Source organism: Streptomyces sp. NPDC050485 (assembly GCF_044458185.1).
Classification (GTDB): Bacteria; Actinomycetota; Actinomycetes; order Streptomycetales; family Streptomycetaceae; genus Streptomyces.
In genome coordinates this window covers 15217-38536 of the sequence record NZ_JBITHR010000042.1, presented here as the reverse complement: position 1 = coordinate 38536, position 23320 = coordinate 15217, and the positions used below count along the sequence as shown (strand labels likewise).

General features: G+C 68.5%; 22 protein-coding genes and 5 pseudogenes. 12 read left to right on the top strand and 15 right to left on the bottom strand.

Annotated elements, in window-relative coordinates; genetic code table 11:
• Nucleotides 1-201: 201 nt before the first annotated feature.
• The 5 genes and pseudogenes from ACIBK6_RS39755 to ACIBK6_RS39735 all read left to right on the top strand — a co-directional run.
• On the top strand, nucleotides 202-642 hold the full coding sequence (locus ACIBK6_RS39755) for a GNAT family N-acetyltransferase (RefSeq protein WP_399057915.1): 441 nt from the start codon (nucleotides 202-204) through the stop codon (nucleotides 640-642).
• 207 nt (nucleotides 643-849) lie between these two features.
• Nucleotides 850-1668, top strand: a complete 819-nt coding sequence (locus ACIBK6_RS39750) for an SDR family NAD(P)-dependent oxidoreductase (protein WP_399057913.1) — start codon at nucleotides 850-852, stop codon at nucleotides 1666-1668.
• A 179-nt stretch (nucleotides 1669-1847) separates the two neighbouring features.
• The gene (locus ACIBK6_RS39745) at nucleotides 1848-2273 is read left to right on the top strand and encodes a hypothetical protein (RefSeq protein WP_399057911.1); all 426 of its coding nucleotides are present in this window, start codon (nucleotides 1848-1850) and stop codon (nucleotides 2271-2273) included.
• A 725-nt stretch (nucleotides 2274-2998) separates the two neighbouring features.
• Entirely contained in the window at nucleotides 2999-3229 is a 231-nt protein-coding gene (locus ACIBK6_RS39740; protein ID WP_399057909.1) for a hypothetical protein, read from the top strand.
• 534 nt (nucleotides 3230-3763) lie between these two features.
• Nucleotides 3764-4138, top strand: a pseudogene (locus ACIBK6_RS39735) (DUF6924 domain-containing protein); the annotation flags it as partial.
• Nucleotides 4139-4354: 216 nt separating this feature from the next.
• On the opposite strand, the gene ACIBK6_RS39730 reads toward ACIBK6_RS39735, so the two are convergent.
• Both ACIBK6_RS39730 and ACIBK6_RS39725 read right to left on the bottom strand, forming a co-directional pair.
• Complete coding sequence (locus ACIBK6_RS39730; protein WP_399057907.1) at nucleotides 4355-5353, bottom strand: DUF6215 domain-containing protein; 999 nt, start codon at nucleotides 5351-5353, stop codon at nucleotides 4355-4357.
• Nucleotides 5354-5466: 113 nt separating this feature from the next.
• Nucleotides 5467-5625, bottom strand: a complete 159-nt coding sequence (locus ACIBK6_RS39725) for a hypothetical protein (protein ID WP_399057906.1) — start codon at nucleotides 5623-5625, stop codon at nucleotides 5467-5469.
• A gap of 63 nt (nucleotides 5626-5688) precedes the next feature.
• Between ACIBK6_RS39725 and ACIBK6_RS39720 the strand changes: the two genes are divergently transcribed.
• The 3 genes from ACIBK6_RS39720 (at nucleotide 5689) to ACIBK6_RS39710 (ending at nucleotide 8400) form a co-directional block, all read left to right on the top strand.
• Nucleotides 5689-5871 carry a hypothetical protein gene (locus tag ACIBK6_RS39720; RefSeq protein WP_399057904.1) on the top strand — a complete coding sequence of 61 codons (183 nt, stop codon included), beginning with the start codon at nucleotides 5689-5691 and terminating at the stop codon, nucleotides 5869-5871.
• A gap of 127 nt (nucleotides 5872-5998) precedes the next feature.
• Complete coding sequence (locus tag ACIBK6_RS39715; RefSeq protein WP_399057902.1) at nucleotides 5999-6262, top strand: hypothetical protein; 264 nt, start codon at nucleotides 5999-6001, stop codon at nucleotides 6260-6262.
• Nucleotides 6263-6747: 485 nt separating this feature from the next.
• The gene (locus tag ACIBK6_RS39710; RefSeq protein ID WP_399057900.1) at nucleotides 6748-8400 is read left to right on the top strand and encodes a flavin monoamine oxidase family protein; all 1653 of its coding nucleotides are present in this window, start codon (nucleotides 6748-6750) and stop codon (nucleotides 8398-8400) included.
• A gap of 556 nt (nucleotides 8401-8956) precedes the next feature.
• Here the strand turns inward: ACIBK6_RS39710 and ACIBK6_RS39705 are convergent.
• Nucleotides 8957-9826: an SGNH/GDSL hydrolase family protein gene (locus tag ACIBK6_RS39705; protein WP_399057898.1), complete on the bottom strand. Its 870-nt coding sequence runs from the start codon at nucleotides 9824-9826 to the stop codon at nucleotides 8957-8959.
• A 423-nt stretch (nucleotides 9827-10249) separates the two neighbouring features.
• Here ACIBK6_RS39705 and ACIBK6_RS39700 point away from each other — a divergent pair, with 423 nt between their 5' ends.
• Nucleotides 10250-10651, top strand: coding sequence for a helix-turn-helix transcriptional regulator (locus ACIBK6_RS39700; protein ID WP_399057896.1), 402 nt, complete (start codon nucleotides 10250-10252; stop codon nucleotides 10649-10651).
• A 209-nt stretch (nucleotides 10652-10860) separates the two neighbouring features.
• On the opposite strand, the pseudogene ACIBK6_RS39695 reads toward ACIBK6_RS39700, so the two are convergent.
• The 7 genes and pseudogenes from ACIBK6_RS39695 to ACIBK6_RS39665 form a co-directional block, all read right to left on the bottom strand.
• A pseudogene (locus ACIBK6_RS39695) lies at nucleotides 10861-11787 on the bottom strand (UDP-glucuronic acid decarboxylase family protein); the annotation flags it as partial.
• Nucleotides 11788-11837: 50 nt separating this feature from the next.
• Nucleotides 11838-12155 carry a glycosyltransferase gene (locus tag ACIBK6_RS39690; protein ID WP_399057919.1) on the bottom strand — a complete coding sequence of 106 codons (318 nt, stop codon included), beginning with the start codon at nucleotides 12153-12155 and terminating at the stop codon, nucleotides 11838-11840.
• A gap of 529 nt (nucleotides 12156-12684) precedes the next feature.
• Nucleotides 12685-13119, bottom strand: a pseudogene (locus tag ACIBK6_RS39685) (glycosyltransferase); the annotation flags it as partial.
• Nucleotides 13116-15338, bottom strand: a complete 2223-nt coding sequence (locus ACIBK6_RS39680; protein ID WP_399057894.1) for a polyprenyl synthetase family protein — start codon at nucleotides 15336-15338, stop codon at nucleotides 13116-13118. The pseudogene ACIBK6_RS39685 and the gene ACIBK6_RS39680, both read right to left, overlap by 4 nt.
• Nucleotides 15335-15916, bottom strand: coding sequence for a hypothetical protein (locus ACIBK6_RS39675; protein WP_399057892.1), 582 nt, complete (start codon nucleotides 15914-15916; stop codon nucleotides 15335-15337). The genes ACIBK6_RS39680 and ACIBK6_RS39675 overlap by 4 nt, the downstream gene beginning before the upstream one ends.
• Nucleotides 15917-15927: 11 nt before the next feature.
• Nucleotides 15928-16800: an ABC transporter ATP-binding protein gene (locus ACIBK6_RS39670; protein ID WP_399057890.1), complete on the bottom strand. Its 873-nt coding sequence runs from the start codon at nucleotides 16798-16800 to the stop codon at nucleotides 15928-15930.
• A gap of 326 nt (nucleotides 16801-17126) precedes the next feature.
• Nucleotides 17127-17669: an ArsR/SmtB family transcription factor gene (locus tag ACIBK6_RS39665; protein WP_399057888.1), complete on the bottom strand. Its 543-nt coding sequence runs from the start codon at nucleotides 17667-17669 to the stop codon at nucleotides 17127-17129.
• 57 nt (nucleotides 17670-17726) lie between these two features.
• Between ACIBK6_RS39665 and ACIBK6_RS39660 the strand changes: the two genes are divergently transcribed.
• Entirely contained in the window at nucleotides 17727-18632 is a 906-nt protein-coding gene (locus ACIBK6_RS39660) for a S41 family peptidase (protein WP_399057886.1), read from the top strand.
• Between the two features lie 35 nt (nucleotides 18633-18667).
• Here the strand turns inward: ACIBK6_RS39660 and ACIBK6_RS39655 are convergent.
• Nucleotides 18668-18874: pseudogene (locus ACIBK6_RS39655) on the bottom strand (ISKra4 family transposase); the annotation flags it as partial.
• 281 nt (nucleotides 18875-19155) lie between these two features.
• On the opposite strand from ACIBK6_RS39655, the gene ACIBK6_RS39650 reads away from it, so the two are divergent.
• Nucleotides 19156-19284, top strand: coding sequence for a hypothetical protein (locus ACIBK6_RS39650; protein WP_399057884.1), 129 nt, complete (start codon nucleotides 19156-19158; stop codon nucleotides 19282-19284).
• 235 nt (nucleotides 19285-19519) lie between these two features.
• Here the strand turns inward: ACIBK6_RS39650 and ACIBK6_RS39645 are convergent, their stop codons facing one another.
• From ACIBK6_RS39645 to ACIBK6_RS39635, 3 genes and pseudogenes are all read right to left on the bottom strand, one after another.
• Complete coding sequence (locus ACIBK6_RS39645) at nucleotides 19520-20725, bottom strand: transposase (RefSeq protein WP_399057882.1); 1206 nt, start codon at nucleotides 20723-20725, stop codon at nucleotides 19520-19522.
• Nucleotides 20726-20921: 196 nt separating this feature from the next.
• Nucleotides 20922-21038: pseudogene (locus ACIBK6_RS39640) on the bottom strand (hypothetical protein); the annotation flags it as partial.
• 238 nt (nucleotides 21039-21276) lie between these two features.
• Nucleotides 21277-22089 carry a class I SAM-dependent methyltransferase gene (locus tag ACIBK6_RS39635; RefSeq protein WP_399057917.1) on the bottom strand — a complete coding sequence of 271 codons (813 nt, stop codon included), beginning with the start codon at nucleotides 22087-22089 and terminating at the stop codon, nucleotides 21277-21279.
• 302 nt (nucleotides 22090-22391) lie between these two features.
• On the opposite strand from ACIBK6_RS39635, the gene ACIBK6_RS39630 reads away from it, so the two are divergent.
• A complete protein-coding gene (locus ACIBK6_RS39630; protein WP_399057880.1) occupies nucleotides 22392-22514 on the top strand; it encodes a hypothetical protein in 123 nt (40 codons plus the stop codon).
• A 408-nt stretch (nucleotides 22515-22922) separates the two neighbouring features.
• Here the strand turns inward: ACIBK6_RS39630 and ACIBK6_RS39625 are convergent, their stop codons facing one another.
• Entirely contained in the window at nucleotides 22923-23228 is a 306-nt protein-coding gene (locus ACIBK6_RS39625; protein ID WP_399057878.1) for a hypothetical protein, read from the bottom strand.
• Between the last annotated feature and the right edge of the window lie 92 nt (nucleotides 23229-23320).

The window sequence follows — 23320 nt, the reverse complement described above, 5'->3', positions numbered from 1 at the left end:
CCACGATCACCATCTTGACTGCCTCGTCCCTGAATTCGGGACTGAACTTCCTACGCTTTGGTGTCACGTGCTCTCTCCGCCGTTCCTGACCATGATCCTATCGGGGACCACTGTCCGAGAACTTCGGGGCGGCTCACTTCTCTGGAGAGAGACACGCCCAACGGAGTTGACGTCCGCGGTGTCCTTGGGTCTCCTGTTGCGATGTCTGACCTTCGCATCGAGCATCCGGACGGCGACGCCACACTCAAAGACTGGCAGCATGTCCACAACGTGATCATTCCTACCCACGTCCTTTCCCTGGACGAGGTACGGGAACGCGCCCTGCGCAACCGCCTGGAGATCGCGTATCTCGATGACGATCCCGTGGGCTGCAGCACGGTGCGCCCGCCGACAGACGAATCACGGACGGCCACCGTCATCGCCCGCGTGCTCGCCGCTCACCGCAGGCGTGGGTTCGGCGAGGAACTCTATGCGCGCGGACTCAACCAGGCCCGGGAACTGGGGGCCAAGGTGATCGAGACCGTCGTCCTGTCCTCCAACGAGGACGGACTGCGGTTCGCGCTGAAGCACGGCTTCGTCGAGACCGAGCGATACCTGCTGCGGGGGGACACCATCCCTTGGATCGACCTGCGGCTTTCCTGACCGGAACACACCTGACGCGCCCTCACGACCCAATCAGCTCGGTCCCTACGAAGGAGCTGCACCCAAAGCCAATTGACCCGTTTCCGGTCACGATCAGCGGCACAACCGGCCATTCACACGCGTGAACAGTGGGGCATTCACGGGGGATTCGATAGCGCTGCATATGATCTCTCTTCACGTTCCCGACCGGTCAGGAGTTCAACGTTCATGACAGGTGAGCGGGTTGTCCTCGTCACTGGTGGCGGTACCGGTATTGGTGCTGCCACTGCCCGGCAGTTGCGGGCGGGCGGTGACAGCGTCGTCATCGCCGGCCGGCGGCCCGAGCCGCTGCGTCAGGTCGCCGCCGAGACCGGGGCCTTGGCGTACCCCGCCGACATCACTGCCCCGGACGCGACCCAGAAGCTCGTCGAGACCGTGGTGGCCACCTACGGCCGACTTGACGGGGTGGTCCTCAACGCGGGCGTCGGGCGCAGCGGCGCGGTGGGTGATCTCTCGGACGAGACCTGGGAGTTGGTCCTGGAGACCAATCTGACGGGGCCTTTCCGGCTGCTGCGCGCTGCGCTCCCGCATCTGCTCGCGGCCCGTGGCTCGGTCGTGGCGGTGGCTTCCGTCTCCGCGCTCCGCAACGGGGCGGGCAACGCCGCTTATGCGACGTCCAAGGCGGCCCTCCTCCAGCTGTGCCGCTCGCTGGCCGTCGACTACGGCCGGGAGGGCCTGCGGGCCAACACCGTGTGCCCCGGCTGGGTACGCACCGAGATGGCAGACCGCCGCATGGCCCGGTTCGCAGAGGAGTTCGGGCGGCCGGGCGCCGGGGTCGATGAGGCATATGAGGAGGCGACGCGCCTGGTGCCCGCCGGGCGCCCGGCGGAGGCGGGCGAGGTCGCCGAGGCCATCACCTGGCTACTCTCGCCTGCCGCGTCGTTTGTCAACGGCGCGGTCCTCACGGTGGACGGCGGCGTAACGGCGCTCGACCCGGGCACCGCAGCCTTCGACTTCCGCCTCGAACCCCGCGGCACAGGCCACTGACCGGTCCGGACTTGGGAGTTGGAGCATGGTCCGCTGATCCATGGCTGGGCCGACCGGCAGTGAAGGTGACCCGCATCCGGTCGGTTTGCATGAACGCGGAGTCCGGGCGAGGTCGTGCATCCGCGCAGCTGCGGGGGTGACGCCTCGCCCTTGCAGGGACGGCTCCGTCGCTGGCGACGATGCACCGCGCGGTACGTGAGGACCTGCGCCAGGGACGCGTCCTGAACTCGGCCCTGGCCGCTCCGACGAGCCGGGATGCGAACTGCTATGACCGGGCCTTGGCCGAGCTCGCCCTGCCGGGCACCGTTGACGAGACCGCCCGAGCTGAAGCACAAGCCGTTGCGGTGGACAAGAACGGTCAGGAGCGTGACGCCGCCCCCGGGACAGGGCCGACACCGTTCGCCAGTGGCGTGCGCCTGTACGTGCCGGGTGCGCATGTGGTGGCGACCCGGCAGCTGGCCACTGTGACCGAGGCGCTTGCGCATACGGTCGCCGCCCGCGGGATCGCGTGCGTGTACGGGGACCTGGCCAGGGCAAGACCGTCGCGCTGTATCAGGCGCTGCGCCTGCTCCCGCACCGTGTGCCGGTCCACCGTGCGCCGGTAGGCGTGAAGCCGGCGCTCCCGCAGCTGCGGGCCGCGCTGCTCACCGCGTTCAGCCTCCCCGTGAAGGCGCTCACGAGCCGGGCCGACGCGGCTGACCGCGCGCGGCTCAAGGCACTGACGGAGCCCGGGGTGCTGGTCATCGACGATGTGCAGCGTATTGCCGCCCCGGAGCTGGATTACCTGCTCCTGCTCCTGCTCGGCGACGCCCCCACCATCCAAGCCTCCCTCGTGCTGTGCAGCGTCGGAGCCGACCGCACTCTGGCACGTGCTTCCGCCCTGGCCTCGAGAATCTTGACCTGGCAGCACACCTCACTCCTCGAAGCCACTCAAGTCCCCCACCGCGCTGCGCCTGTTCCACCCGCTGTGGCACACCGCCACCGACGAGGACCTGGTGCATGCGGACGGAAGCCGGCGTGTGCCGGTGCGCGTCCGCTTGCCACCGACGACCGTGACACCGCGCTCACCTGGGCCGGGGAACTCGTCCCGCTCGGAGCCGAAGGCATCGTCTCGCTGGTACGCCTGCGAATACGTCAACGGCTGGAAGAAGGGATGCGGGTTTCCGCTGTGTCATACGACGCTGCGAATTGCGCTTCCGCTGGGGCGAGGCGGGACGTCTTTCTGACATGTTCTTGATCCCGTTCCGAGACCTTCAGTGTTCACCGGTGCGGCTATTGTCCTGACGGTGCCGGCCACCAGGGTCCGGGCTGTCAAGGGGAGGGGTTCGGCATGGGATGGTTCAAGAACTGGGGACACAGCCAGATGCGGAAGGGTGCGATCGCCGCACGGGAACGAGGCGAAGCCACCTACGTCCACACCTTGGCCAATTCCTCGGACCAGATCCACCAGCGGTACATCACGGCGATCGAGTCCGAGGGCTGGAAGCTGACCAGCCGCCAGGAGAACCCGGCTACTCCGCGCCAGCGCTGGACTCTCACGTTCGAGCGCGCCCAGGCCTAGCCACCCTGCTCCGTGGCCAGACCGACCCGAGCAGTTGGCCAGGAGGCTGAGCCGGAAAGCCGGCGGGGGAGCGTAGCGAGCCCGGTGACCAGCGAAAAGAAGCTGGTGGGGAGCATTGTCAGTGGTGCCGGTTAGGTTTTCTTGGGACGGGGATGGTTCCGGGGCATCCAGCACGGGAGACTCAACGGCGGCAACCTCCCGGACTGCGCGGGGGTGGTGACGGCCTAACCGGCGCCCGGGGATAACAGGGCCATACGTACGCTCGCCAGCCCAGCCCCGTCAGCCTCCCCGGGAGGCGTGGCCCGCAGAGCGGGCCGTAGGGCCGGGGGGAGAGCCCGCAGTTCACCGGATTCGCTGCTCAGCGTGCCGCCTGACCCTGGACTGCCCGATGCCTCCGCTGCCAACCCGCGAACCCTGCCCGGGTCCCGTCGCGCAGCGGCATGGGGCTCTTCGCGTGCCCTGTGAACTCCCAGGGAGGGCGGTGTCAGTGCTCCATGGGACCGTGGGCGCTGAACGTGCTGCGAGGGAGGGCGTATGCGTGTGTTGCCTGGGATTGTTGGACGCGATGAGTTTGCTGCCCTGGTCATCCGGACCGACTACAGCGACGAAGCCGCATGGCGGGCAGTGGCGGCGGATCTGATGCGGCCGTGGGGCGTGAACGGCGAGTACGAGGCCTTCGTACATCTTGTCGATGATCCGGTCTGGGCCGACGCCACACCTGATGAGGTCCTTGCTGCCCTCAGCCGGGACAAGGAACTGAGCGTGGTGTTCGTCGCTGACCAGGTGACCGTTCAGTCCGCCCAGCGCGCGCTTCTGGCGCTCAACGTGCGGGCCGAGGAGGAGGAAGGCCTCGACCCGATGTACTACCAGGAACTCATAGACTCCCCGTCGCCGCGTGAGTTCCGTACCGCTCCGGCCGCCGCCCACGACGTCCACGCGAATCTCTCGATCGCGAACATGGTTTTCAGGAGTTCGCTGTGGCGGCCTCCACCGACCCCGAGGGCATCCTCCGGCCCCTCCGGTGACGCAACATTGGCGGGCCGGCCATCTTGTTCGCCGCCAGCCAGCGGCCACAGCCACTGTTCGCGACGAGGGCTGTCCGGGCGCCAAGAAGTTTTCGGCGTCTCATCGGACAGCTCGTTCGGGGATCGTCGGAAGAACCTTCTCAGCGATGCCGAGGAGAGCGCTGTCGTCGGGGAGGGCGCCGGACGTGCTCCACACGGTGACCTCGTAGTAGCCGCCTCGGTCCACCCGGTCCAGGGCCACGGACAGCGTCCTGGCCAGGGGGCCTTGTTCGACCGGTCCGCCGGATCCGCCACCCCCGAGACTGATCTTGAATGCCATGGTGTGATCCGAGTACAGGACTGCGGGCCGGCCAAGAACCGTAAGCGTCTTGATGTCCTTCTCATTGCCGAACTTCATCATCTTCACGTACTGGGCTGTCGACAGCTCGTTGTAAGTGGCCGAAAGATTCACGGTGTACGTGCCGAACCTGACCTCGGCCTCCGGCAGGGCGACCTTCCCGTCCGTCAGGGGAGCGGTGTTGCTGGTACCCGAGACCGTGGTCGCAATCTCTCCGGGCGTGCCAAGCAGCCGGGCCAGGTCGGGCCGGTTGAGCGCCTTGCACAGCTCGTCACCGGTCGCAGCCCGGGGCGTCTCCTGGTATGCCTTCGGCAGCTCCTTGTGTTCCCCGGCCGGACACGAGGCGGGCTGCGGCGTGCTGTCATCGGACGGCAGCATGCGTGGAGCCATCCACAGCGCGGCCGCGAGTGCCCCGACCACGACCACGGCCGCGATGGCCTGGCCCCACACGTTGGGCTCCTTCTGCGGAGTGACCGGGCCGGGTCGCGGCACCGCTTCGGCCTGGGTTTGAGCGGCAGCATCAGCGGCCGCCCCGTCTGCGGGGGCCGCCGGACCCGGGTTGCGGCGTGCGCGCAGGGCACGGAGCACCACGTGGACGCGTATCGCGGTGAGCACGAGGAACACCGCGCCGAGACCAGCCGCGACCTGGTCGTGATCACGGACGGCGAGATACATGATGCGTACGCCGAGAACGGATCCGACCGCGATGAGCAGCGGCTCGCGGACCCAGAAGGGCAGGAGTCGGAGGAGGAAGCCGAGCATCTGGCGATCTCACCATGGCAAGATCACGTCCGCTGTGGTGGAAGCCACAGTTCCAGGAACGTAACGTACAGGGCCTTGCCACGGAGACCGTCACTCAGCCTCTCGTAACCCTGTCACCTGGGATGACAGATGCCGGGCATGGGGTCGTCGGGTCCGAACACGGCGCCGTCCCAGATGTCTTGGGGGCTGAAACCGGATGCGGCCCGAGGGACCAGATAGGCGGCCGCGATCTCCTTGCGGTGCGAGGCAACGCCGATCGCCGAGAATCTCATTCTGCAGTTCAGGCGGCATGTTGGTACTCATGGATGATGCCACCGAGTCGGTCGTGTCGGTGTATGTCGAGGTGGGCGATCCAGTTCGGATCGGTGATCGGTTCGGGGAGCGCCGTTGGCGGGGCTCAGTTGCCGCTGAAGGACGGTCATCTGGTGGCGCAGGAGGGCGAGGATCTCCACATCCTTTCGCGGTCGCTCATCGGCAGCAGCCGCAGCGCGGTGAAGGCGTGGGTAATGGCCAAGTAGGCGAAGCGGATCAGCGCAAGCGGTGATCATCCCGCGTCCCAGCGGCGTAGCCGCGAGCGGAGTGACCTGCACGGACAGGATTTCCGGCAGGCGCAGGGTTACCCGCCTGCCACGCGGCCAGCCGCACATGCGTGAGGTCGTCCATCCGGAAGGGCTGCTGCACAAGGACCACCTCGACGACGGAGGGGTGGGGCTGCTGGCGAAGGCATGCGCGGCGGTTGCAGGGAAGTACGGGCACCGTGCCTTCGCCCTACTGCTGTTGACTCTTTACCCCTACTTGGTGTGTGTCTTCTCCGCCGCCATGTTGTTCGCCCTGCAGATCGGCCTGCAACCGTCGCGCGCGGCAATTCTCGTGCCTGCACAGGTTGTTGTGGGGAACAGCATGTGCTGATCGCCGGGACGGTGACTTTCGGTGAGCGCTTGCCCGCGAAGCACGTACGTCTGGTGTTACGCCTGACGGCAGTGGTCGTATCCCTGACGCTGGCGGTACGGAACGCCGGTCCGACGGCGCAGCCCGTAAAGGACGGCCGGATTTCGGTGTTTGAACGGACCGGGCGGCCAGCCGGAGCCAACTCGCCTGTCACTCCTGTGAGTTAACTCATTCGTGGGGACCGCCCGTGGACACCGGGGAGCCGCGGAATCACAACGTAAGTCCTGCCCATCGATCGAAGCCGTGCTACATCGATATCCCGTCGTCGTTTCCCCTCGCGCTGACAGCGCTGGCGCCGCTCTTCTAGATTCCCTGTCGTGAAAAAACAATTTCAGCGCCCTGTCGGGCGTCGTGGTTTCATCGGCGCCGCCGCCGCGTTGACCGCTGGGGCCGCGGCCTCGGGGACCTTGCTGGGGACCGCGCCTGACGCCCGTGCGGCTGACCGGGTGAGCGATGCCAGCCACGATCTCGCCCGCGAACTCCTCCTGGTGGGCGACGGGGGCGAGGACCTGAAACTCCGTTACCTGAACGTCCTCATCGACCACGGGCTCCCCAGGACAGCCACACCCCGCGACATCCTCGTGGTGGGTGCCGGAATCGCCGGTATGGTCACCGCACTCCTTCTGAAAGAAGCCGGACACCGCGTCACTATCCTGGAAGCCAACGCCAACCGGGCCGGAGGCCGCATCAAGACCTTCCGTGGAGTGTTCTCCGACAAAAGTCTCCACGCGGAGGCGGGGGCCATGCGGCTGCCGGACTTCCACCCACTGGTACTGGCGCTCGCCGACAAACTCCGCATCAAGCGCCACCTGTTCTACAACGCGGACGTGGCCCCCGGCGCGCGCGGCACCGGAACCGTTCCACCAGTGGTCCACACCTCCTTCACCGGCCAGCGGTGGACCAACGGCGCGCCCACCAAGTTCACCGCGCCTGCGGCGATGCAGCGCAGCCTCATCCGGGTCAACGGAGTCCAAGTGACCCGCGGCGAGTACGTCAGGTCACCGCAGCAAGTCAACGGCTCCTTCGGAACGTCGGTCCCCACCACCATGTCGCAGACGCTGGACAAGGCATTCGCGCCGGTGACGGTCGCGCAACACGGCACGATCGATGAGCAGGTCGCCGCGTGGGCGAAGGTCATCCACGATTTCGACGACTATTCCGTCCACCGATATCTGGCGGAGTACGCGGGCTGGGACCTGGCCCGGATCGAGGCGGCAGGCACCCTGGAGAACCAGACGTCGCGCCTCCACTACTCCCTGATGAACGCGCTGTTCGACCGGGCCATCATCAACCCGTCGTCCCGCTACTGGGAGTTGGAAGGCGGCACCGCGTCACTCACCGACGCTCTCGCCGCCCGCCTGAAAGGAACCATCCGGTACAACCGCCGGATGACCAAGCTGACGCAGACGACGCGGGGAGTGCGGATCGAGACGACGGCCGAGTCCGGTACCGAGGATTCGTGCGACGGCGCTCCCCGGCCGCCCCAGCAGGTGTTCGAAGGCGACTACGCCATCATTACCGCGCCGTTCTCGGCGGTGCGGTTCTGTGAGTTCGAGCCCGCCTTGTCGTACCCGAAGCGCCGGGCCGTCATCGAGCTCCACTACGACTCGGCGACGAAGGTGCTGCTGGAGTTCAAGAACCGGTTCTGGGAGCGAGGCCCGCAGGGTTTCACCGGCGGCGGATGCGTTTCCGACAGCCCGAACCGGTTCACCTACTTTCCCTCTCTGGTGGAGGGATCCAGGGGAGGAGTGGTCCTCGCCTCGTACACGTGGTCTGATGACGCCATGCGGTGGGACTCCCTCACCGACGGTGAACGGTATGCCTTCGCGCTCGACAACATGGCGAAGATGTTCGGGCCGCAGGTCTACCGGGAGTTCACCGGTGTGGGCGCCACGCAGTCATGGGCCAGGGCCCGTTATGCGCTGGGGGAGGCGGTCATCTTCACGCCCGGACAGCTTCACGAGCACCACGCGAGCGCCCGCACCGTCGAAGGCCGGGTCCACTTTGCCGGCGAGCACACCAGCCTCAAACCGGCCTGGATCGAAGGGGCGTTGGAGAGCGCCCTACGCGCAAGCCTCGAAGTCCATGGCCGTCGGTGACTTGGCCTGTGGGGTTGTCCCCTGTCCCGCTTCCAGCCGGAAGATCATCACGATCGCCCGCCGTGGACAGCCACCTTTCACTGAATCCTTGCACTTCATGCGGGGTGCGGGGTGCGGGGATGCCGAAGCCAGTCGGCTGATCGGTTTGTCAAGCGCCGGAGCGGTGCGCTGGTGTTCGTATGCGCGTGCGGCGCGAGCTGGAGTGTGACGTTGCCGCAGGAGTGGACGGATCGTGGCGGGGACCCCCTGGGGGCCCACCCACCGGAGCCGGCCGCCCGTGGTGCGGATCGTGCCCCTGCTGCACCGCGCGGGGGCGGCCGGCGCTAAGCACGCTCCGCAGAAGGCGGCCGGCCACGGTGCCTGCTGGCGAGTCCGGCGATGGTCCCGGTCAGCGGGGGGCGACGGCATCATCGCCGTGTCCGACGGCAGCCAGGTGTGACCGAGCGGCTTGGTCGGCGGGTTTCGCCGACCAAGGCGCTCAGGATCGCCCGGCCCACGCGGGGCCACCCGCCAAGCGGGGAGGTTGCCGGGTCGGTGTGCGAGCCGGTGCCGGTTTCTATGCGGCAGTGCCGAGGACCGGAAGGTAGCCGTCCGCCTGGCCTGCGGCCGTGGGGTGATAGGACTCGTCCAGCGGGTAGGTGACGCTGTGGAGCCAGGGGGAACCGGAGCAGAGTTCGTGGTCGGCGAACGTCGCGTTGACGTCGCCGAAGGCGAACCTGTGGCCAGCGGCGCGCCTGGCAGTGACGCCGTTGAGGTCGTCGGCGGCGGCGTCCACGGCGGCACGTGACTTCTCGGTGAGTCCCTCGATGCAGGAGCCGTTGAGCTTGTAGAGGTGGGGATATCCCAAGACGACAACGTGAGCGTGGGGAGCCTTGTTGCGGACCGCGGCGTAGACCGCGTCGAGCTTTCCGGGGAGCGTGTTCTTGATGTACGTGCGGGCTTGGTCGATGCGCGCCAGGCAGGCGCTCTCGCCCTGGAGGCTGCAGGTCGTCATGGTGTCGACGAATCCGGCGTCGTTGGCGCCGACAGTGATGCTCACCAGATCCGTAGAACTGTTCAGCGGCCCCAGTTGACCGCTGACGACATCACCGGTGCTGGCGCCGGAGCAGGCAGTGAAGGCAAAGGACGCCGGTCGGTGCGCGGCGCTCCACAGGGCCGGGTAGGACCTGATGCTGCGCTTGCAGGAGCCACTGTCGCTGTCATAGCTGCCTGCTCCGAGGCCCGAGGCGTAGGAGTCTCCGAGGGCGACGTAGTGGGCTGTGTGTGGCGCCTGAGAGGCTACAGGGGATTCGGCGGTCGCTGCGCCTGCGCCGATGAGAACGGCGGACAGCGAGCAGAGGACCAGGGCGGACCGAGGGCGCCTAGCGTGAACGCCCCGACGGGCCGAAGACGACAGCCAGCGGTGCACATGGGAGAAGCCAGTCATATCCCGAACAACGAGCCCCAGATCGCCACGACACGGTGCGGAGCCCCTGCCTCGGAGGGGCCAGGTGCTGAGCCGTGACACGGTAGTTGGAACCGATAAGACGTGGTGATCTGGCCGTTCCGAGCGTGCGTGACATGCTTGTTGGGACCGTTTTGCCAAGCTTCTTGGCACCACGCGGTCAATTCTCATTCATGTTGGGACCACTGCCGACGATCCCGCCCCGGGTAGCGGAGACGGCTACGCTCCTGGATGGCATGGAAGAGCGAGGTTTGATCATGCGGCGGCTGAGCTGCGCGTTCCCGCCCTGGCGGCGCTCTGGGGCCTGACGCCGAGCCGCCTGACGGGCCGTCACCTTCTGGCCGTCACCTTCTGGACCTGTTCAGCCCCGCCGACGATGCCCAACTGGCCACGCTGGAGGCGGCGTTGAAGACAGGGCGGCGCTCCCGTTATCCCCTGCGGGTGTGCTGGGCGGCGCGCGGTGCGTCGTACGAGGGACAGCTCATGGTCGAGCCGGTCAGCGACCCCGGCGGTGGGCCGTCGCCGTTGCTCGCCATCCTGCGCGTCGACGAGGAGCGGCCCGCCCCCGACGAAGGCCCCGTGTACCGGCTCACCCCGCAGGAGGCCCGCATCCTGGCGCTGGTCGCCGCAGGCCGCACCACATCGGTGATCGACCGCACGGTCGGCCTCAGCGCCGACGGCGTCAACTACCACCTCGTACGGATGGGGCGGCGCCTGGATGTGCCGAACCGGACGGCGCTGGTGGCCAAGGCGTACGTACTCGGCGTGCTGTCACCCACGGCCTGGCCGCCCGAGCCGTCACCGTGAGGACAGTTCAGCAGCCCGTCCGAACATCCGCTGCGGCTCTGTCAACGTATGGTGCCTGATGGGGAGTTGAGGTGTGCTGGGGGGGCGGGATTCATGTTGTCGTCAGACGGTGGCTGCGCAGCCGGTGACCTGGCGCCAGGTGGTGAAGCGGTGGTGCATTTCGGTGCGGTAGTCACGGGTGGGTGAGCAGGTCGCTCCACGAAGGCGGTTCAGCAGTCGTCCCCTGGTCTTGCTGCCGCGCGGAACCAGCGCAGGGCGCAGGTTAGCCCTTCTTCGAGAGGCACCCGTGGTTCCCAGTGCAGCAGCGTGCGTGCGAGGGCGATGTCCGGACAGCGGACTCTCGGATCGTCGGGCATCGGTGGATCGAAGACGATCGGCGACGACGAGCCGGCCAGGGCACGGACCGTTTCCGCGATGCTCAGCACACTGAGTTCCCGCGGGCTCCCGATGTTGACCGGGCCGGCGTGGCTGGAGCGCAGGAGCCGGACCATGCCGTCGACGGTGTCGTCCACGTAGCACAGTGATCGGGTCTGCCCGCCGTCTCCCTGCACGGTGATGGGTACGCCACGCAGCGCCTGGGTGACGAAGGCCGGGATCATACGGCCGTCGTCCGGGCGCATGCGCGGTCCGTAGCAGTTGAAGATCCTCACGATCGCCGTGTCCGATGCGTAGGCCCTGCGGTAGGCCACGGTGAGGGCCTCGCCGAACCACTTGGCCTCGTCGTAGACACTGCGTGGGCCGATGGGGTTGACGTTGCCCCAGTAGCTCTCGGGCTGGGGGTGGACCAGCGGGTCGCCGTATACCTCGCTCGTAGAGGCGAACAGGAAGCTCGCCGCGTTCCGCCGCGCCAGCTCCAACAAGTTACGTGTGCCCGAGGAGCCGGCACACAGGGTCTCGACCGGCCTGCGCAGGTACGCCCGGGGCGAGGCGGGGGAGGCCAGGTGCAGCACGGCGTCGACGTGCCCGACGTCGGGTGGGGGCTCGGTGACGTCCACGTGGGCGCAGCGGAACCGGGTGTCGGCCCGCAGGTGCTGGACGTTGTCCGCGCTGCCCGTGCTCATGTTGTCCAGGCAGAGGACCTCGTATCCCTCGGCGAGGAGGCGTTCGCACAGGTGCGAGCCCAGAAATCCCGCGCCGCCGGCCACCACGGCTCGCGGAGGTCGTCCCACTGTGTCCTCCGGGTGCTTCAGGGGCGGGGGCCGGCCGAATGCGCTGCTATGTGTGCCTCGATGGCTTGGCAGGCGCTCTCTACGCCCGATTCCGCCCGGATCTGTTCGCCGAGCCGCACGGCTGTCTCCCGCATCCGGCGGTCGTGCAGGGCGGTGGTGATGGCGTCGCCGAGCGAGGTCGCGGTGAGCTTGCGGGCCGGGAGGGGGCGGGGCCCCGCGCCCAGTGCGTGGATCCGGGCTCCCCACATGGGCTGGTCGAGGAAGTGCGGACAGACGACGGTCGGCAGTCCGGCGCCGAGGGTGCTGGAGCCGCCGTGGTGCACCACGGCGGCCATGTGGGGGGAAGAGCCAGGTGTGCGGGACGTCCTGCACGACGTGGACGGTCTCGTCGCACGGATGTACGGCCGGGTCGCCCAGGTAGACGCCGCGTGCCCCGGCACGGCGCAGCGCTGCCCGTACCAGGTGGAAGGTGGTGGCCGGGTCGGCTGGGACCATGCTGCCGAAGCCGACGTAGACCGGCGGCGGGCCCTCGGCGAGAAAGGAGGCGAGCGCGGTCGGGGGCGCCCAGTCCGGCGGGGGGTCCAGGAGCCAGTAGCCGGTGACGTCCACGCAGTCCGGCCAGTCTGGAGGGCGAGGCAGTACGGCCTGGCTGTAGCAGTGGACCGTGGGCATGGGGGTTCGCCGGACCAGGCCGCGCGGCCCGGTGAACGGGATCGGAGCAAGGCCAAGGGTGTGCTTGCGCCAGTCGTTGATGTGACGGCGTGCCAGGAGCCAGATGGCTTCCTCCAGGAGGAGGTGGCCGAGCAGATTTCCGGCCGGACCGAGTGAGCGGGGAAGTGCCAGGGGCGGGAAGTGACGCGTGGGTTCGAACGGCATGAACGAGGCCAGCACAGCGGGGATGCCGTCCCGCTCGGCGAGGCTGTAGGCAGGGAACGCGAAGGGGGAGAAGACGACCGCGTCGGCTGCGTCCCGCATGGCGGCCGTCAATTGGCCGAGCAGGAGGTCCTTCAGTGGCAGGGAGAGGTGTCCGCCCATCCTGGCGAAGCCCAGCACGTTGGATCCCGTGGTCTGCCAGCGTTGCCCTTCGTCCGTGGTGAACAGGGACTGGGCGTCGAAGTCGACGGGTTCCCAGGGCAGTTCCGTGCCCTGGAGCAGGCTCGCGTAGCGGCGGGGCACCACCATGCGCACCCGGTGGCCGCGCCGTGCCAGCCCGATACCGAGCGCGACATACGGCTGGGTGTCGCCCCGCGACCCCACGGCGACGATGTCGATGCGCCGGCTCCCGCATACGGCCGTCATGGCTGCACTCCGGACAAGGGAGCGACCGGGTCGTATTCCCGCTGCGCCGCGTACCAGCCCAGCGCACGGCACATGGCCTTGTGCCAGCTAGGCGCCAGCAAGCCGTCCAGGGCACCCCAGGCCGCGTCGAGGGCCCGTCGGGTGTCGTCGAGGCATGCCTGCACGGCTCCGCACTCGTACAGCAGCGTGACGATCGCGTCGATGCCCGTCGCGCCGGTACCGGCGCGCATGACGGCATAGATGTTCTGGCGCTCCCTACTGCCGAGCAGACCGAGCGCGTGGGCCACGGGCAGTGTTGCCTTGCAGGCGCGCAGGTCCTCGGCGGGGAGCTTGGCCGACCGGCCGGCACGGTGGTCGGTGAGGGTGCCGCAGCCCCGGAGATCGGCGATGTCGTCGCTGGCCTGGTAGGAGGTGCCCACGGCCTCGAAGTAGTCGCCGATCGCGCGGATCTTCTCCTCCTCGGCCCTGGCGAGCAGGGCGGCAGCCTCGGCGAAGCGCCGCACCGGCACACCGGACTTCAACCGGTGGACGGTGCGGATGCAGTCGAGCAGCAGAGCGTTGCGACCGTCGGTGACGGCCTGTGCCAGCACGGAGTCCAGGCCGGTGATGTCCAGCGCCTGGCCTGCGTGGGAGGCACGGAGGGCCGAGAGGTACAACCGGTACAGGCGCAGGGTCGTGGCGGAGTCCAGGGCCGGCAGCTGCCGCAGGAAGGCGTCGAAGGTGAAGTAGGCGGCCGTGCCGGCGTTGATGGTGACGGGGATGCCGAACACCCGGTGTGCGGCCGGCCTGCCGCGTCGCAGGGGCGAGCCGTCCTCGATGTCGTCGACGATGAGCGAGCCGGTGTGCAGCACTTCGGTCATGGCGGCGAGGGGCAGATACGGTTCGGGATCGTGGCCCAGCAGGCAGAACACGACCGAGGTCGCGTAGGCCCGCCATGAGCGCCCGGGGTTGTCCAGCAGATGTCTCACCGGAGCCGCGAGTGCCGCGTGCAGCCGCTGCTGCGTCCCGGTGTCGAGCGGGACGGGCTCCTCGTCGGTGCCGGACAGCAAGCCGATCGCCTGCCGGTCACCGGGGTCGACGGGGTCGACGGCCGTCATCGCGCCGGCCGTGATGGCCGTGGCCCGGCCTATGTACCGCTCGAAGTCCGCGATGGTGTTGGGGGGCAGGACCTCCAGATACCCCTGGCCGGTCACCGGACGGGTGTCCATGGTGCCTTGGACGGTGACCGGGCCCTCCCGATAGGCGCGGCCCCTCGCCAGGGTGAGGATCTCGTGCGCGCCTTTGGCGGCGCGCAGCGTGACTTCCGCCCCCAGCTCCGGCACCGTCAGCAGGCCGCTGGTCGGGTAGGTGTTCAGGGAGGTCAGCGACGTCCAGCTGTGGTCGCCGCGCCAGGTACAGCGGTGGTGGGTTGCGGAGCCGTCCGGTGCCACGGCCGTCGCCATGACGTCACAGGCGTCGGTGGTGCGCCCGGCGGGAGAGACGGATCGGCCTTCGAACACGCTGAGTTCCCAGCCGTTGTCGAGCTGAAGACCAGCCCAAACCCAGGCACGATCCGGGACGTCGGGTCCACGCCGCGCCCGGTGCCAGGCTCCGGTCCATGACTGCTCGGACCATGCCTCCCCGGTGACAGGAACCGCTGCGGAGCCGTGGGGGCGCAGCGTGCCGACGGCCGACAACCGGGGAGAGAACACGAGAGTCACCGCCTCGCTCCCATCGTGGAAGCGGACCCTGGGCCGCCCCGGACGGTGCTGTTGTGTGATGGCCGGCTTCCCCGGCCTCAGGCACAACCGGGCGTGTACGCCGTCGCGCAGCAGGAGGTGGAAGGCACCCTCGCCGTCCTGCCGCAGCGTGGCGACATCCCCGAAGCCAAAGCGCGGCCCGTCCATGTCTGCACTGATCGCCTCGTCCATGAGCCGGTCGGGCCGTACGGGCCGGTCGGCGGGCAGGTCCAGGAGGGCCGCCCGGACACGGGGATCCAGCGCCAGGTCGCCGTCGATCTCCCTGCGGATACCGTGCCAGTAGGGCCGGTCCATCCAGGAGCGGACCCGGCGTGCACCGGTCGCCAGGTCGGTCAGGGCGTAGGTGAGGCAGTGCTCGGGCTCGGCCGGTCCGTCCGTGTTCCCCTGCGTGTCCTCGTGCAGCAGAAAGGCGATCGCCAGGGCGTACGTGGCCCCGGAGGCCGTGCGCAGGTGCGCGTGGAGATACCACCGCTTTGTCATATTCCCCTCGCTGTCCCGGTCGTCGGCACCCCGTCCTGCCGGATCGGCCCGGTCCGGCCGTGGGTGCGCGTGCGTGCGCAGAAGACCGACAGACCAACCGCCGAGGTCGCCGCGAACCACACGAGGCCGAACAGCAGGTATCCCCACGGCCGTTCGCCGGTGAAGGCGGCCGCGATCGCCACCTGCATCGGCCCGTACATCGGCAGCGCCCAGAGCCCGGGCTGGTTCGCGAGCGGGTTGAGAGCCGGACTTTGCAGGCCCAGGTCGACGATGCTCGTCATGATCACGGCGAACATGCCCTCCAACTCGCCGCGCAGCAGCGCACCGAGCATGATCCCGATCCCCCCGTAGACCAGCTCGGCGGCATACACGCTGGCCGCCAGCGGCCAGAACTGCCGCACGGGCCACGACAGTCCGAGCAGCACCGTCGCGTAGAGCGCCAGCAGAGCCGCCACCAGCCCGAGTGCAACGATCTTGGCCAGCAGGAGCTGCGCCCGGGGATAACCGGCCAGGACCAGCCGCCGGTCCAGCTCCCCCGCCTTGAAGGTGGCGAGGAACATCATGAATCCGGTGATCACCGTGACTGCGTTCAGGGCGCCGAGACCTGGTTGAGGTGGTTGGCACCGAGCACGACGTCATGTCCGACGGAATTGAGCCGAAATCGCATGGGGACGGCGTAGGCGACGCTGCGCACCAGCCAGATCCACAGCGGCACGAAGAACAGTGCCAGCGCCATGGCCAGCCGGTTGCGGGAGTGGCCGACGAGGGTGAACCACAGCGCGGTGCCGAGGGCTTCCCCGCGCCAAGCCATGACGCCCCTTGTCATGACGCGCCCCCCGCCACGCCCGCCCCTGGTTCCCCAAAGCGCAAGTCGGCCCTCCCGAAGGTGGCCCACCGCGTCGAACCGTGCCACGTCGTGGGCCAGATGCGAGACGACCAGCACGGCGCGCCCGGCCCTCCGCAGCCCCTCGACTATCTCCCAGAAGCGCAGATACGTGTCCCAGTCGAAGCCCTGATAGGGCTCGTCCAGCACGAGCAGCGGCGGATCGTGCATCAGCGCCAGGGTGAGGTTCAGCTTTTGCCGGTTCCCGCCGCTGAGCACCCCCACGCGCTGATCGCGGCACCGCTCCAGGCCGAGCGTCTCCAGCAGTTCGTCCGCGCGCTCCGTGGAAGCAAGCTTGTAGGCGACCCGGAAGTACTGCAGATGCTGATCCACAGTGAGGGTGTCGTTGACCACCGGGTGCTGGGGGCAGTACCCCACCCGTCCCGCCCGTTCCACCGCGCCCGCGTCGGGGGCGAGCTCGCCGCAAGCGATGCGCAGCAGAGTGGTTTTGCCCGACCCGTTCTCCCCCACCACACCCACCAGGGCAGCCGAAGCCACGTCCAGCGAAACGCCGCACAGCACCTGCCGCCTGCCATAGGACTTGCGCACACCGTCCAGACGCAGCCTGACTCGCTCCATCTACATCCCCACCCCCGCACGATGACTACCCTGCGCATCGATGCATACACTCATCGCAACCATCCGCCTGGGGAAGGTTTGCGGGGTTTCGCGGTGATGCGGTGGTTGGCATGGAGGGGCGTCATGCCAACTCCTGGACGAGTGCCGCGGTTCGCTGGGCGAGTGGCGAGCCGCTTCTCGGCATGGTCGAGGTGCAGTTCGTTGATGCTGCGGGACGGCCATGATCCTTGATCGACAAGAGCTCCGTCTTCGAGCTGTCCGCCAACTCGGTTGGGTGCGGCTCGTCTCGGGTGAGCTAGGTGTGCTGTCTCGTGAGGTTGGTGTGGCTAGGCGGAACTGGTGGTGCTGGTCGGCTGAGCCTGCTGGTAGAGCGCCACCAACACGCCGTGCACGGGCTGGTCCTCTGCATTTTCCTCGGCCTCGTCGACCAGTTGGGCAAGGGCTTCGCCGAGTTGTCTTGCCTTCGCGGGGCTGAGACGCAGGTGACGCAGTGTCAGGTGCGTCTCGGCGGGTGAGCGGTCCAGTTCCTGGGCGACCGCGGCGAGCATCGCGGCGATGCCTGCCGCCTGGGGTTCGGCGACGATCATGTGGCGGGCCGTGCGCTGGTAGTACTGCTCGGTGCCGCCGCGGACCTGGCGGGTCTCGGCGATATGGACCAGCCCGGCTTCGCGGAGCACTTTGAGGTGGTGGGCCACGTTGCCCTTCTTCGCGTCGAGCTGCGCCGCAAGCCGGCTGATGGTGGCAGGCTGTTGGCCCAGGGCGAAGAGCAACCGCTGACGCAATGGGTGGGCGAGCGCCGCGAACTGCTCAGGCGCACCGATCTCCAGGACGTCCTCAGGAGGCGGCAGGTGGGAAGGCTGATCACGCATACGGAAAGTGTCTAAACTCTTTGACGCTCTCGCAAGGGCGGTGCTCTACTTCCTGCCATGACGACTCTGACGAAGCTTCGGCCTGCCCCTGTCATCGACGAGACAGCCCGGCTCCTGACCGAGCATTACGTTTTCCCCGAGAAAGCCGAGGAGCTCGCCGTCCTGCTGCAACGACGCCTCGCCGAGGGCACCTACGACGTCGACGACGCGGAGGAGCTCGCCCGTCTGGTCACCGCGGACCTGCAGTCCGTCAACGGCGACCGGCACCTGAGGCTGAAGCACCACGCGGACCCGGTGTCCCCGAAGCAGGGGGTGGCCACCCTGGACGCCATGCGCCGGGACTTCGACACCTCGCTGGGCGGTGCGCCCCGGGTGGAGTTGCTCGACGGAGGGGTCGCCGTGGTGGAGCTGGCACCGATGCTGTTTCCGCTGGAGTGGGCCGCCCAACCGCTGGGCGCCGCGCTCACCCTGGCCTCCCGCGCCCAGGCGCTGATCGTGGACCTTCGCGCCAACCGGGGTGGCGACCCGGACACGGTCGCCTTCGTCTGCAGTTACCTCCTGGACAAGCGCACCCACCTCAACACCATGCACTGGCGCGGCGGCGAGCGCAGCGAACAATCCTGGAGCCTGCCGCACGTTCCCGGCGCGTGCTTCGGTGGCAGCAAGCCGTTGTATGTGCTCTCCAGCGACAGCACCTTCTCTGCCGCTGAAGAGCTGGCGTACGACCTCCAGCAGCTCGGCCGCGCCGTTGTCGTCGGCGAGCCCACCCGCGGCGGCGCACACCCGTGCAACGGCTGGACCGTGCACCCACACCTGGAAGCCACCATCCCCGTCGGCCGCGCCATCAACCCCGTCTCCGGCACGAACTGGGAGGGCACCGGTGTGCAGCCGGACATCCCTTGCGCTGCTGCCGACTCCCTCGACCACGCACACGCGCTGGCCCTCGCCCAACTGGCAGGCTGACCCAGGCGTGCGGTTCGATCAGAGTGAGAGGGCCGTCAGGCCGTGAGGGCGTATTCTCCCTGGCCGCAGGCTGGGCAGAGACGTTGATGTTCCCGGGCGAGATGATATTCCCAGTAGGCGTCGAGGTCGCCGTTAGCGGTCAACGCGCTGAGTTTCAGGACGGCTTCGGCGCCGTCCAGGTCCCAGCGGGCGCCGCTGATATCGAGACGGTCGGCGACAAGGTGGCGGGCAGCTCCCTCGATGGGGATGAAAGCTGCGCCTTGTGATCAGCCGCGCGGCGGAACCACCGTCATATTCCGAGCCGATGTGCTCGGGAACCCTGTCCGCGCCCCGCCCTGACGGCTGGGTTCGGTGACAAGCGGACTGGATTCATTGGCAACGGACACTGAAGCAGTGGAAAGCCGGCGGGGCGGCCATCACGTTCGCCCTGCTGAGTAGCGGGCTGAGCGCCACACCTGCGCAGGCAGCACCCACCCAGGTCTTCGACAAACCGGGCTACTTCACGGTCAAGTTGCTTGCTGGCGTGGACAAGTTCGAGTTCTTCCTCATCGGTGCCGGAGGGGGCGGAGGCGGCGGCGCGGGCGGTCCTGGCGACAAGCAGCGGAACAACGGCAAGAGCGGCAGCGCCGGCTATGTACTCGTGTGGTGGTGACCACCCCACCAGGCTGAATGGCCACCCAAGCCGACCGGAGCGGCCATGTCGTACCGACCTTCCTTAAGCGTCCCACCAGCTAGTTCGACCTGAGACCGCCCTCGACCCGTTGGCGCTGACCGGACTGACTTCGTTGACAAGGCGGCTGACTTTGCCGTCGAAGGACAAGAACTCATCGACATGCGCTGCTCCTGGTCAGGCTCTGGTCCACTTCGTGTGGTCGCGTGACTCTCGGTTACGCCAACAGGACTCGTGTGCGCAGGAGCTCGAATCCTGCGCGGCCGAACATCTGGCGCTTGAGCATCTTGATCCGGTTGACATGACCCTCCACGACGCCGGAGTTCCAGGGCAGTCCGAGGCCCGCGGTGACGGCGTCGAGGTCGCGTTCGAGGTGTTGGGCGAAGCTCCGGAGGCTGGCCAGTTCGGTGGTGGAGGTAGCCGCTTCGATCCAGGTCGGCAACTGGTCGCCCTGGAGGTGAGCGACCATGTGCCCGAAGGAGCGCGCGTGCTCGGCAAGTGCCGTCAGCTCGGGGCAATTGGCCAGGACGGCTTTGAGCTGGAGCCGGTCGCCTTCGGGTGGGGCGTCGGGGTGGGTGAGGATCCAGCGCGTAACGGCCCGGGCCGACGGCGGGCGGGGGCCGACCGGTTGGGGTTTGCCGCGAAGCGTCCTGCTGACGTAGGCACGGACACTGGCGTAGCCGCGGGGATAGCCCTGTTCCCTGATCTCCTCGCACAGTTTCCAGGCGTTGATGCAGCCTTCCTGCCAACGCGGATCGAGGTAGGGCTTGTAGTCATCGAGCCCGGTCGCACGGCTTTGCCACTGCCCGGTGAACATCTCCTCCGCAGTAGCGGCACGGGAGAAACGCAAGATCGTGTTGAGGGTCATCCCGAGCTGCCGGGCGATGGACCGCCTGCCGTGCCCGGCGGCGAGGAGAACGTGGATGGTGGTGTGCTTGGCGCGGGTGCGTTCGGTGAACCGGTGCCCTGTCGGCCAGGGCGACGCAGCTGGCTCCGCCTCTTCCTGCGGTTCCTCAGGCCGGGCCGGCGTGGGACGCGAGCAGCCACGATGCCGGTAGACGCACTTCTCGGCGGCTTCGCCCAGGTTGTGCCAGAGATGCCATCGGTCGGCGACCTGGAGGGCTTGCGGGGCGCTGCGGGTGGCACCTTCGGCGAAGAAAGGCGCCCGGTCACGGCAGACGATCTCGATGCCGGGCCGCTCGGCGAGCCAGACCGCGAGCGTGTCCGCCTCCCGATCGGGAGGGAGGTCGACCGGGCGACGTGTCTCGACGTCGACGAGCACGGTTCCGTAGACACGGCCCTTGCGCTGGGCGTACTCGTCCACGCCGACCACGCGGGGTACTGCGGTGGCGGGGTCCGGAAGCGAGGCGATCAGCCTCAACAGGGTGTTCCGGCTGACCGGAACCTTGAAGGCGTCCGTCATCCGGGCGCCGGCCCGGCCCGCAAGAGCAAGACCGGCCGACCGACACCAGCGTCGGCCGCAGCCGCTCGGTCCGTCGCCCGAACCTGCGGGTGAGACCGGGTACTTGCTCGGCGAAGGTCATGCGCTCGCAGGATTCCTCCTCGCAGACGAACCTCCGCACCCGCAACGACACCACGACGAACTTGCCCGCCGTCGGCGGATCACGAGGAAATCGCAGGTAGGAGCCGTGTATTCGCCCCGAGCACCCGCACCCCGGACAGGCCGCCCGCCCCGCGGTCGTACGGGCCTCGACCCGGACGACCGTGTCGATCACCTCGACCGATGCCACCAACACGCCCTCGACCGAGGAAAACAGCAGCTCGTTCAACTGCGGCAGCACTTCGTTCACGGCGAAGGACTGTCGACCACACCACCGTCCAGCCAGACGATTTTCGGGCGGACTTCAGTGGTCGTAGGCGGTCAGTGCGCGCATGGCTGGCTGGCCGCACATGAACCTGGCTCCACTCATCGGGCCCCCTTGGAATCGATCATCCAGGGAACCGGGAGGCGCTCTACCGGCGGACCGCAGAGATCAGTCCGCCGGGCCGCTCCTCGCGCTGCGGCAGGGTACTGATCGGGCGGCCGTAGGCGGCAGCGCGCTCGCGCAGGGTGTGGCTGTCGGCCTCCCAGCCGTGCCCGGCCAGCCAGCCCACCGGGTCGTCGGGCATCTCCGAGACCCACAGGGACGCCGCCGATCCCGGTACGGCGTCCGCGCCGAAGCGCTCGATCACGCCGCGCGAGCCCAATGTCAGCCCCATCCGACTGCCTGCCGCCGACTGCGCGCTGATCCGGGCCAACAGCAGCTCCACCGCGTCCTCGGGCAGATAGATCAGTAGTCCTTCGGCGATCCACGCGGTCGGCACGGCCGGGTCGTGCCCTGCGGCGGCCAGCGCGCCTGGCCAGTCCTCACGCAGATCCACCGCGACGGTGATCCGCTCGCAGCGCGCGACGGCCCGCTCCTGGCGCAGCACCGAAGCCTTGAAGTCCAGTGGCGCGGCGGTGTCGACCTCGAACAGCCGGGTGCCCTCGGGCCAGTCCATCCGGAAGGCCCGGCTGTCCATGCCGGCGCCGAGCAGCACGACCTGCCGGACCCCGGACGCGGAGGCCTGCTGCAACAGGTCGTCGAGGAACTTCGTCCTGATGACGATGGAGAACGACACGGCCAGCCGGCGGCGTCGCGCGGCCTCGTCATCGGGCGGCGGCGAGGAGGGCCACAGGCCGCCGGCGGTGGCGAAGGCCTGTGCCAGTGGGTCGCGGAACAGCGCGTTCTCCCGCTCGGTCTCCAGCGCCCGCACCCTGGCCACCCCCACCGCCGTGGCCCACACTCCCGACGGCTGCACCCGCTCCTGCTCATCAGTCACCGCGCCAGCCTAGATTATCGATTCCAGGGGGCCTGATGAGGGGAGCCAGGTTCATGTGTGGCCGGCCGGTCATGCGCGCACTGACCGCCTACGACCACTAGAACCACCATCAGGCGAAGATCAACAGTCATCCTGTGCACGCGACCACACGAAGTGGACCAGAGCCCGTGCTCATGGACAAAGCCAGCTGCCACCCTCACCCCTATCGAGGGGCGTTGGGAGGTGCGCGAGGGGGCCCGGTGAAGCCGTGGGAGAGGATCGAGTAGGTGCTGAGCGCGTACGACGAGGCGGGCCGACCCAAGCCCGAGACGTTCACCCTGCACGTCTACGACGGCAGGCAGCACTTGCGGCACCCGCAGCTGCCCGGCCTGCCGCTGCCCAGGCCTTGACGGACCCGCAGGGGACTTCAGGCGCCCTGTCGGGGAGTGCAGACGGGCCCCCGCCTGAGCAGGCCGACCCGTCAGTACTCCCTCTCAGTCCTCTGGCTCCTCCTGCGCGTCGCCGATGGCGATGCGCAGGCCATGGATGCCCTGCAGGATCCCGATGACGGATGCCTCCGCCCGGCCAAGGGCCTGCCGTACGCCTTCCACTTCACCGCGCTGAGAGCGAAGGCGGGCGCCGAACGGGTCCGCCGCGGCGACCGTAGTCGGCCCGGGCTTATCCCGCCCTGGGCGGGGAAAATCCGGGTGGGTGGCCGTTCGGCTGACGGCGTCATGGCTTGGCGCGCGCGGAGCCCGCACCGTCGCCATGAAGGATGCCGCCCGGCCCGGGGGAGTGTCCTCGTTTCCGCCCATGGGCTACATCGCGGTGCGTTCCAGCCGGTTGGACAGCGCGTTGGCCGAGAGATCAGGGTCGGGTCCCACGTGCTCGGCCCATCCGGCCACTGTTTCGGCGACGTCCTCCATCTGTTCGTCCGCCATCCGGGTCGCGGCGGTGGTATCCAGCTCCGCCTTGGCCAGCAGTGCACCGAGCAGCCGAAGACGGTTGTCCTCCTGCGGGCCCTGGGGCCACAACTCCGGATCGAGGACCGGTTCAGTGCCCATGGCCACCAGGGCCCGGTGGATCTGATCGACGTTGACCGGGTGCTCGCTGCTGATGCTCACGGCCCTGGCTTCACCGCGAGGCGACGCTGCCGGGACGGCGACCACGCCGTGTCATGGAGGGTTCCACCCCTATGGCAGGTGGAGCCATCTGC

Coding starts and splice junctions, on each gene's coding strand:
- ACIBK6_RS39755 (WP_399057915.1), top strand. CDS start 202: ATGTCTGACCTTCGCATCGAGCATCCGGACGGCGACGCCACACTCAAA.
- ACIBK6_RS39750 (WP_399057913.1), top strand. CDS start 850: ATGACAGGTGAGCGGGTTGTCCTCGTCACTGGTGGCGGTACCGGTATT.
- ACIBK6_RS39745 (WP_399057911.1), top strand. CDS start 1,848: ATGCACCGCGCGGTACGTGAGGACCTGCGCCAGGGACGCGTCCTGAAC.
- ACIBK6_RS39740 (WP_399057909.1), top strand. CDS start 2,999: ATGGGATGGTTCAAGAACTGGGGACACAGCCAGATGCGGAAGGGTGCG.
- ACIBK6_RS39730 (WP_399057907.1), bottom strand. CDS start 5,353: ATGCTCGGCTTCCTCCTCCGACTCCTGCCCTTCTGGGTCCGCGAGCCG.
- ACIBK6_RS39725 (WP_399057906.1), bottom strand. CDS start 5,625: ATGAGATTCTCGGCGATCGGCGTTGCCTCGCACCGCAAGGAGATCGCG.
- ACIBK6_RS39720 (WP_399057904.1), top strand. CDS start 5,689: ATGTCGAGGTGGGCGATCCAGTTCGGATCGGTGATCGGTTCGGGGAGC.
- ACIBK6_RS39715 (WP_399057902.1), top strand. CDS start 5,999: ATGCGTGAGGTCGTCCATCCGGAAGGGCTGCTGCACAAGGACCACCTC.
- ACIBK6_RS39705 (WP_399057898.1), bottom strand. CDS start 9,826: ATGACTGGCTTCTCCCATGTGCACCGCTGGCTGTCGTCTTCGGCCCGT.
- ACIBK6_RS39690 (WP_399057919.1), bottom strand. CDS start 12,155: ATGGCCGCCGTGGTGCACCACGGCGGCTCCAGCACCCTCGGCGCCGGA.
- ACIBK6_RS39680 (WP_399057894.1), bottom strand. CDS start 15,338: ATGACAAAGCGGTGGTATCTCCACGCGCACCTGCGCACGGCCTCCGGG.
- ACIBK6_RS39670 (WP_399057890.1), bottom strand. CDS start 16,800: ATGGAGCGAGTCAGGCTGCGTCTGGACGGTGTGCGCAAGTCCTATGGC.
- ACIBK6_RS39665 (WP_399057888.1), bottom strand. CDS start 17,669: ATGCGTGATCAGCCTTCCCACCTGCCGCCTCCTGAGGACGTCCTGGAG.
- ACIBK6_RS39660 (WP_399057886.1), top strand. CDS start 17,727: ATGACGACTCTGACGAAGCTTCGGCCTGCCCCTGTCATCGACGAGACA.
- ACIBK6_RS39645 (WP_399057882.1), bottom strand. CDS start 20,725: ATGACGGACGCCTTCAAGGTTCCGGTCAGCCGGAACACCCTGTTGAGG.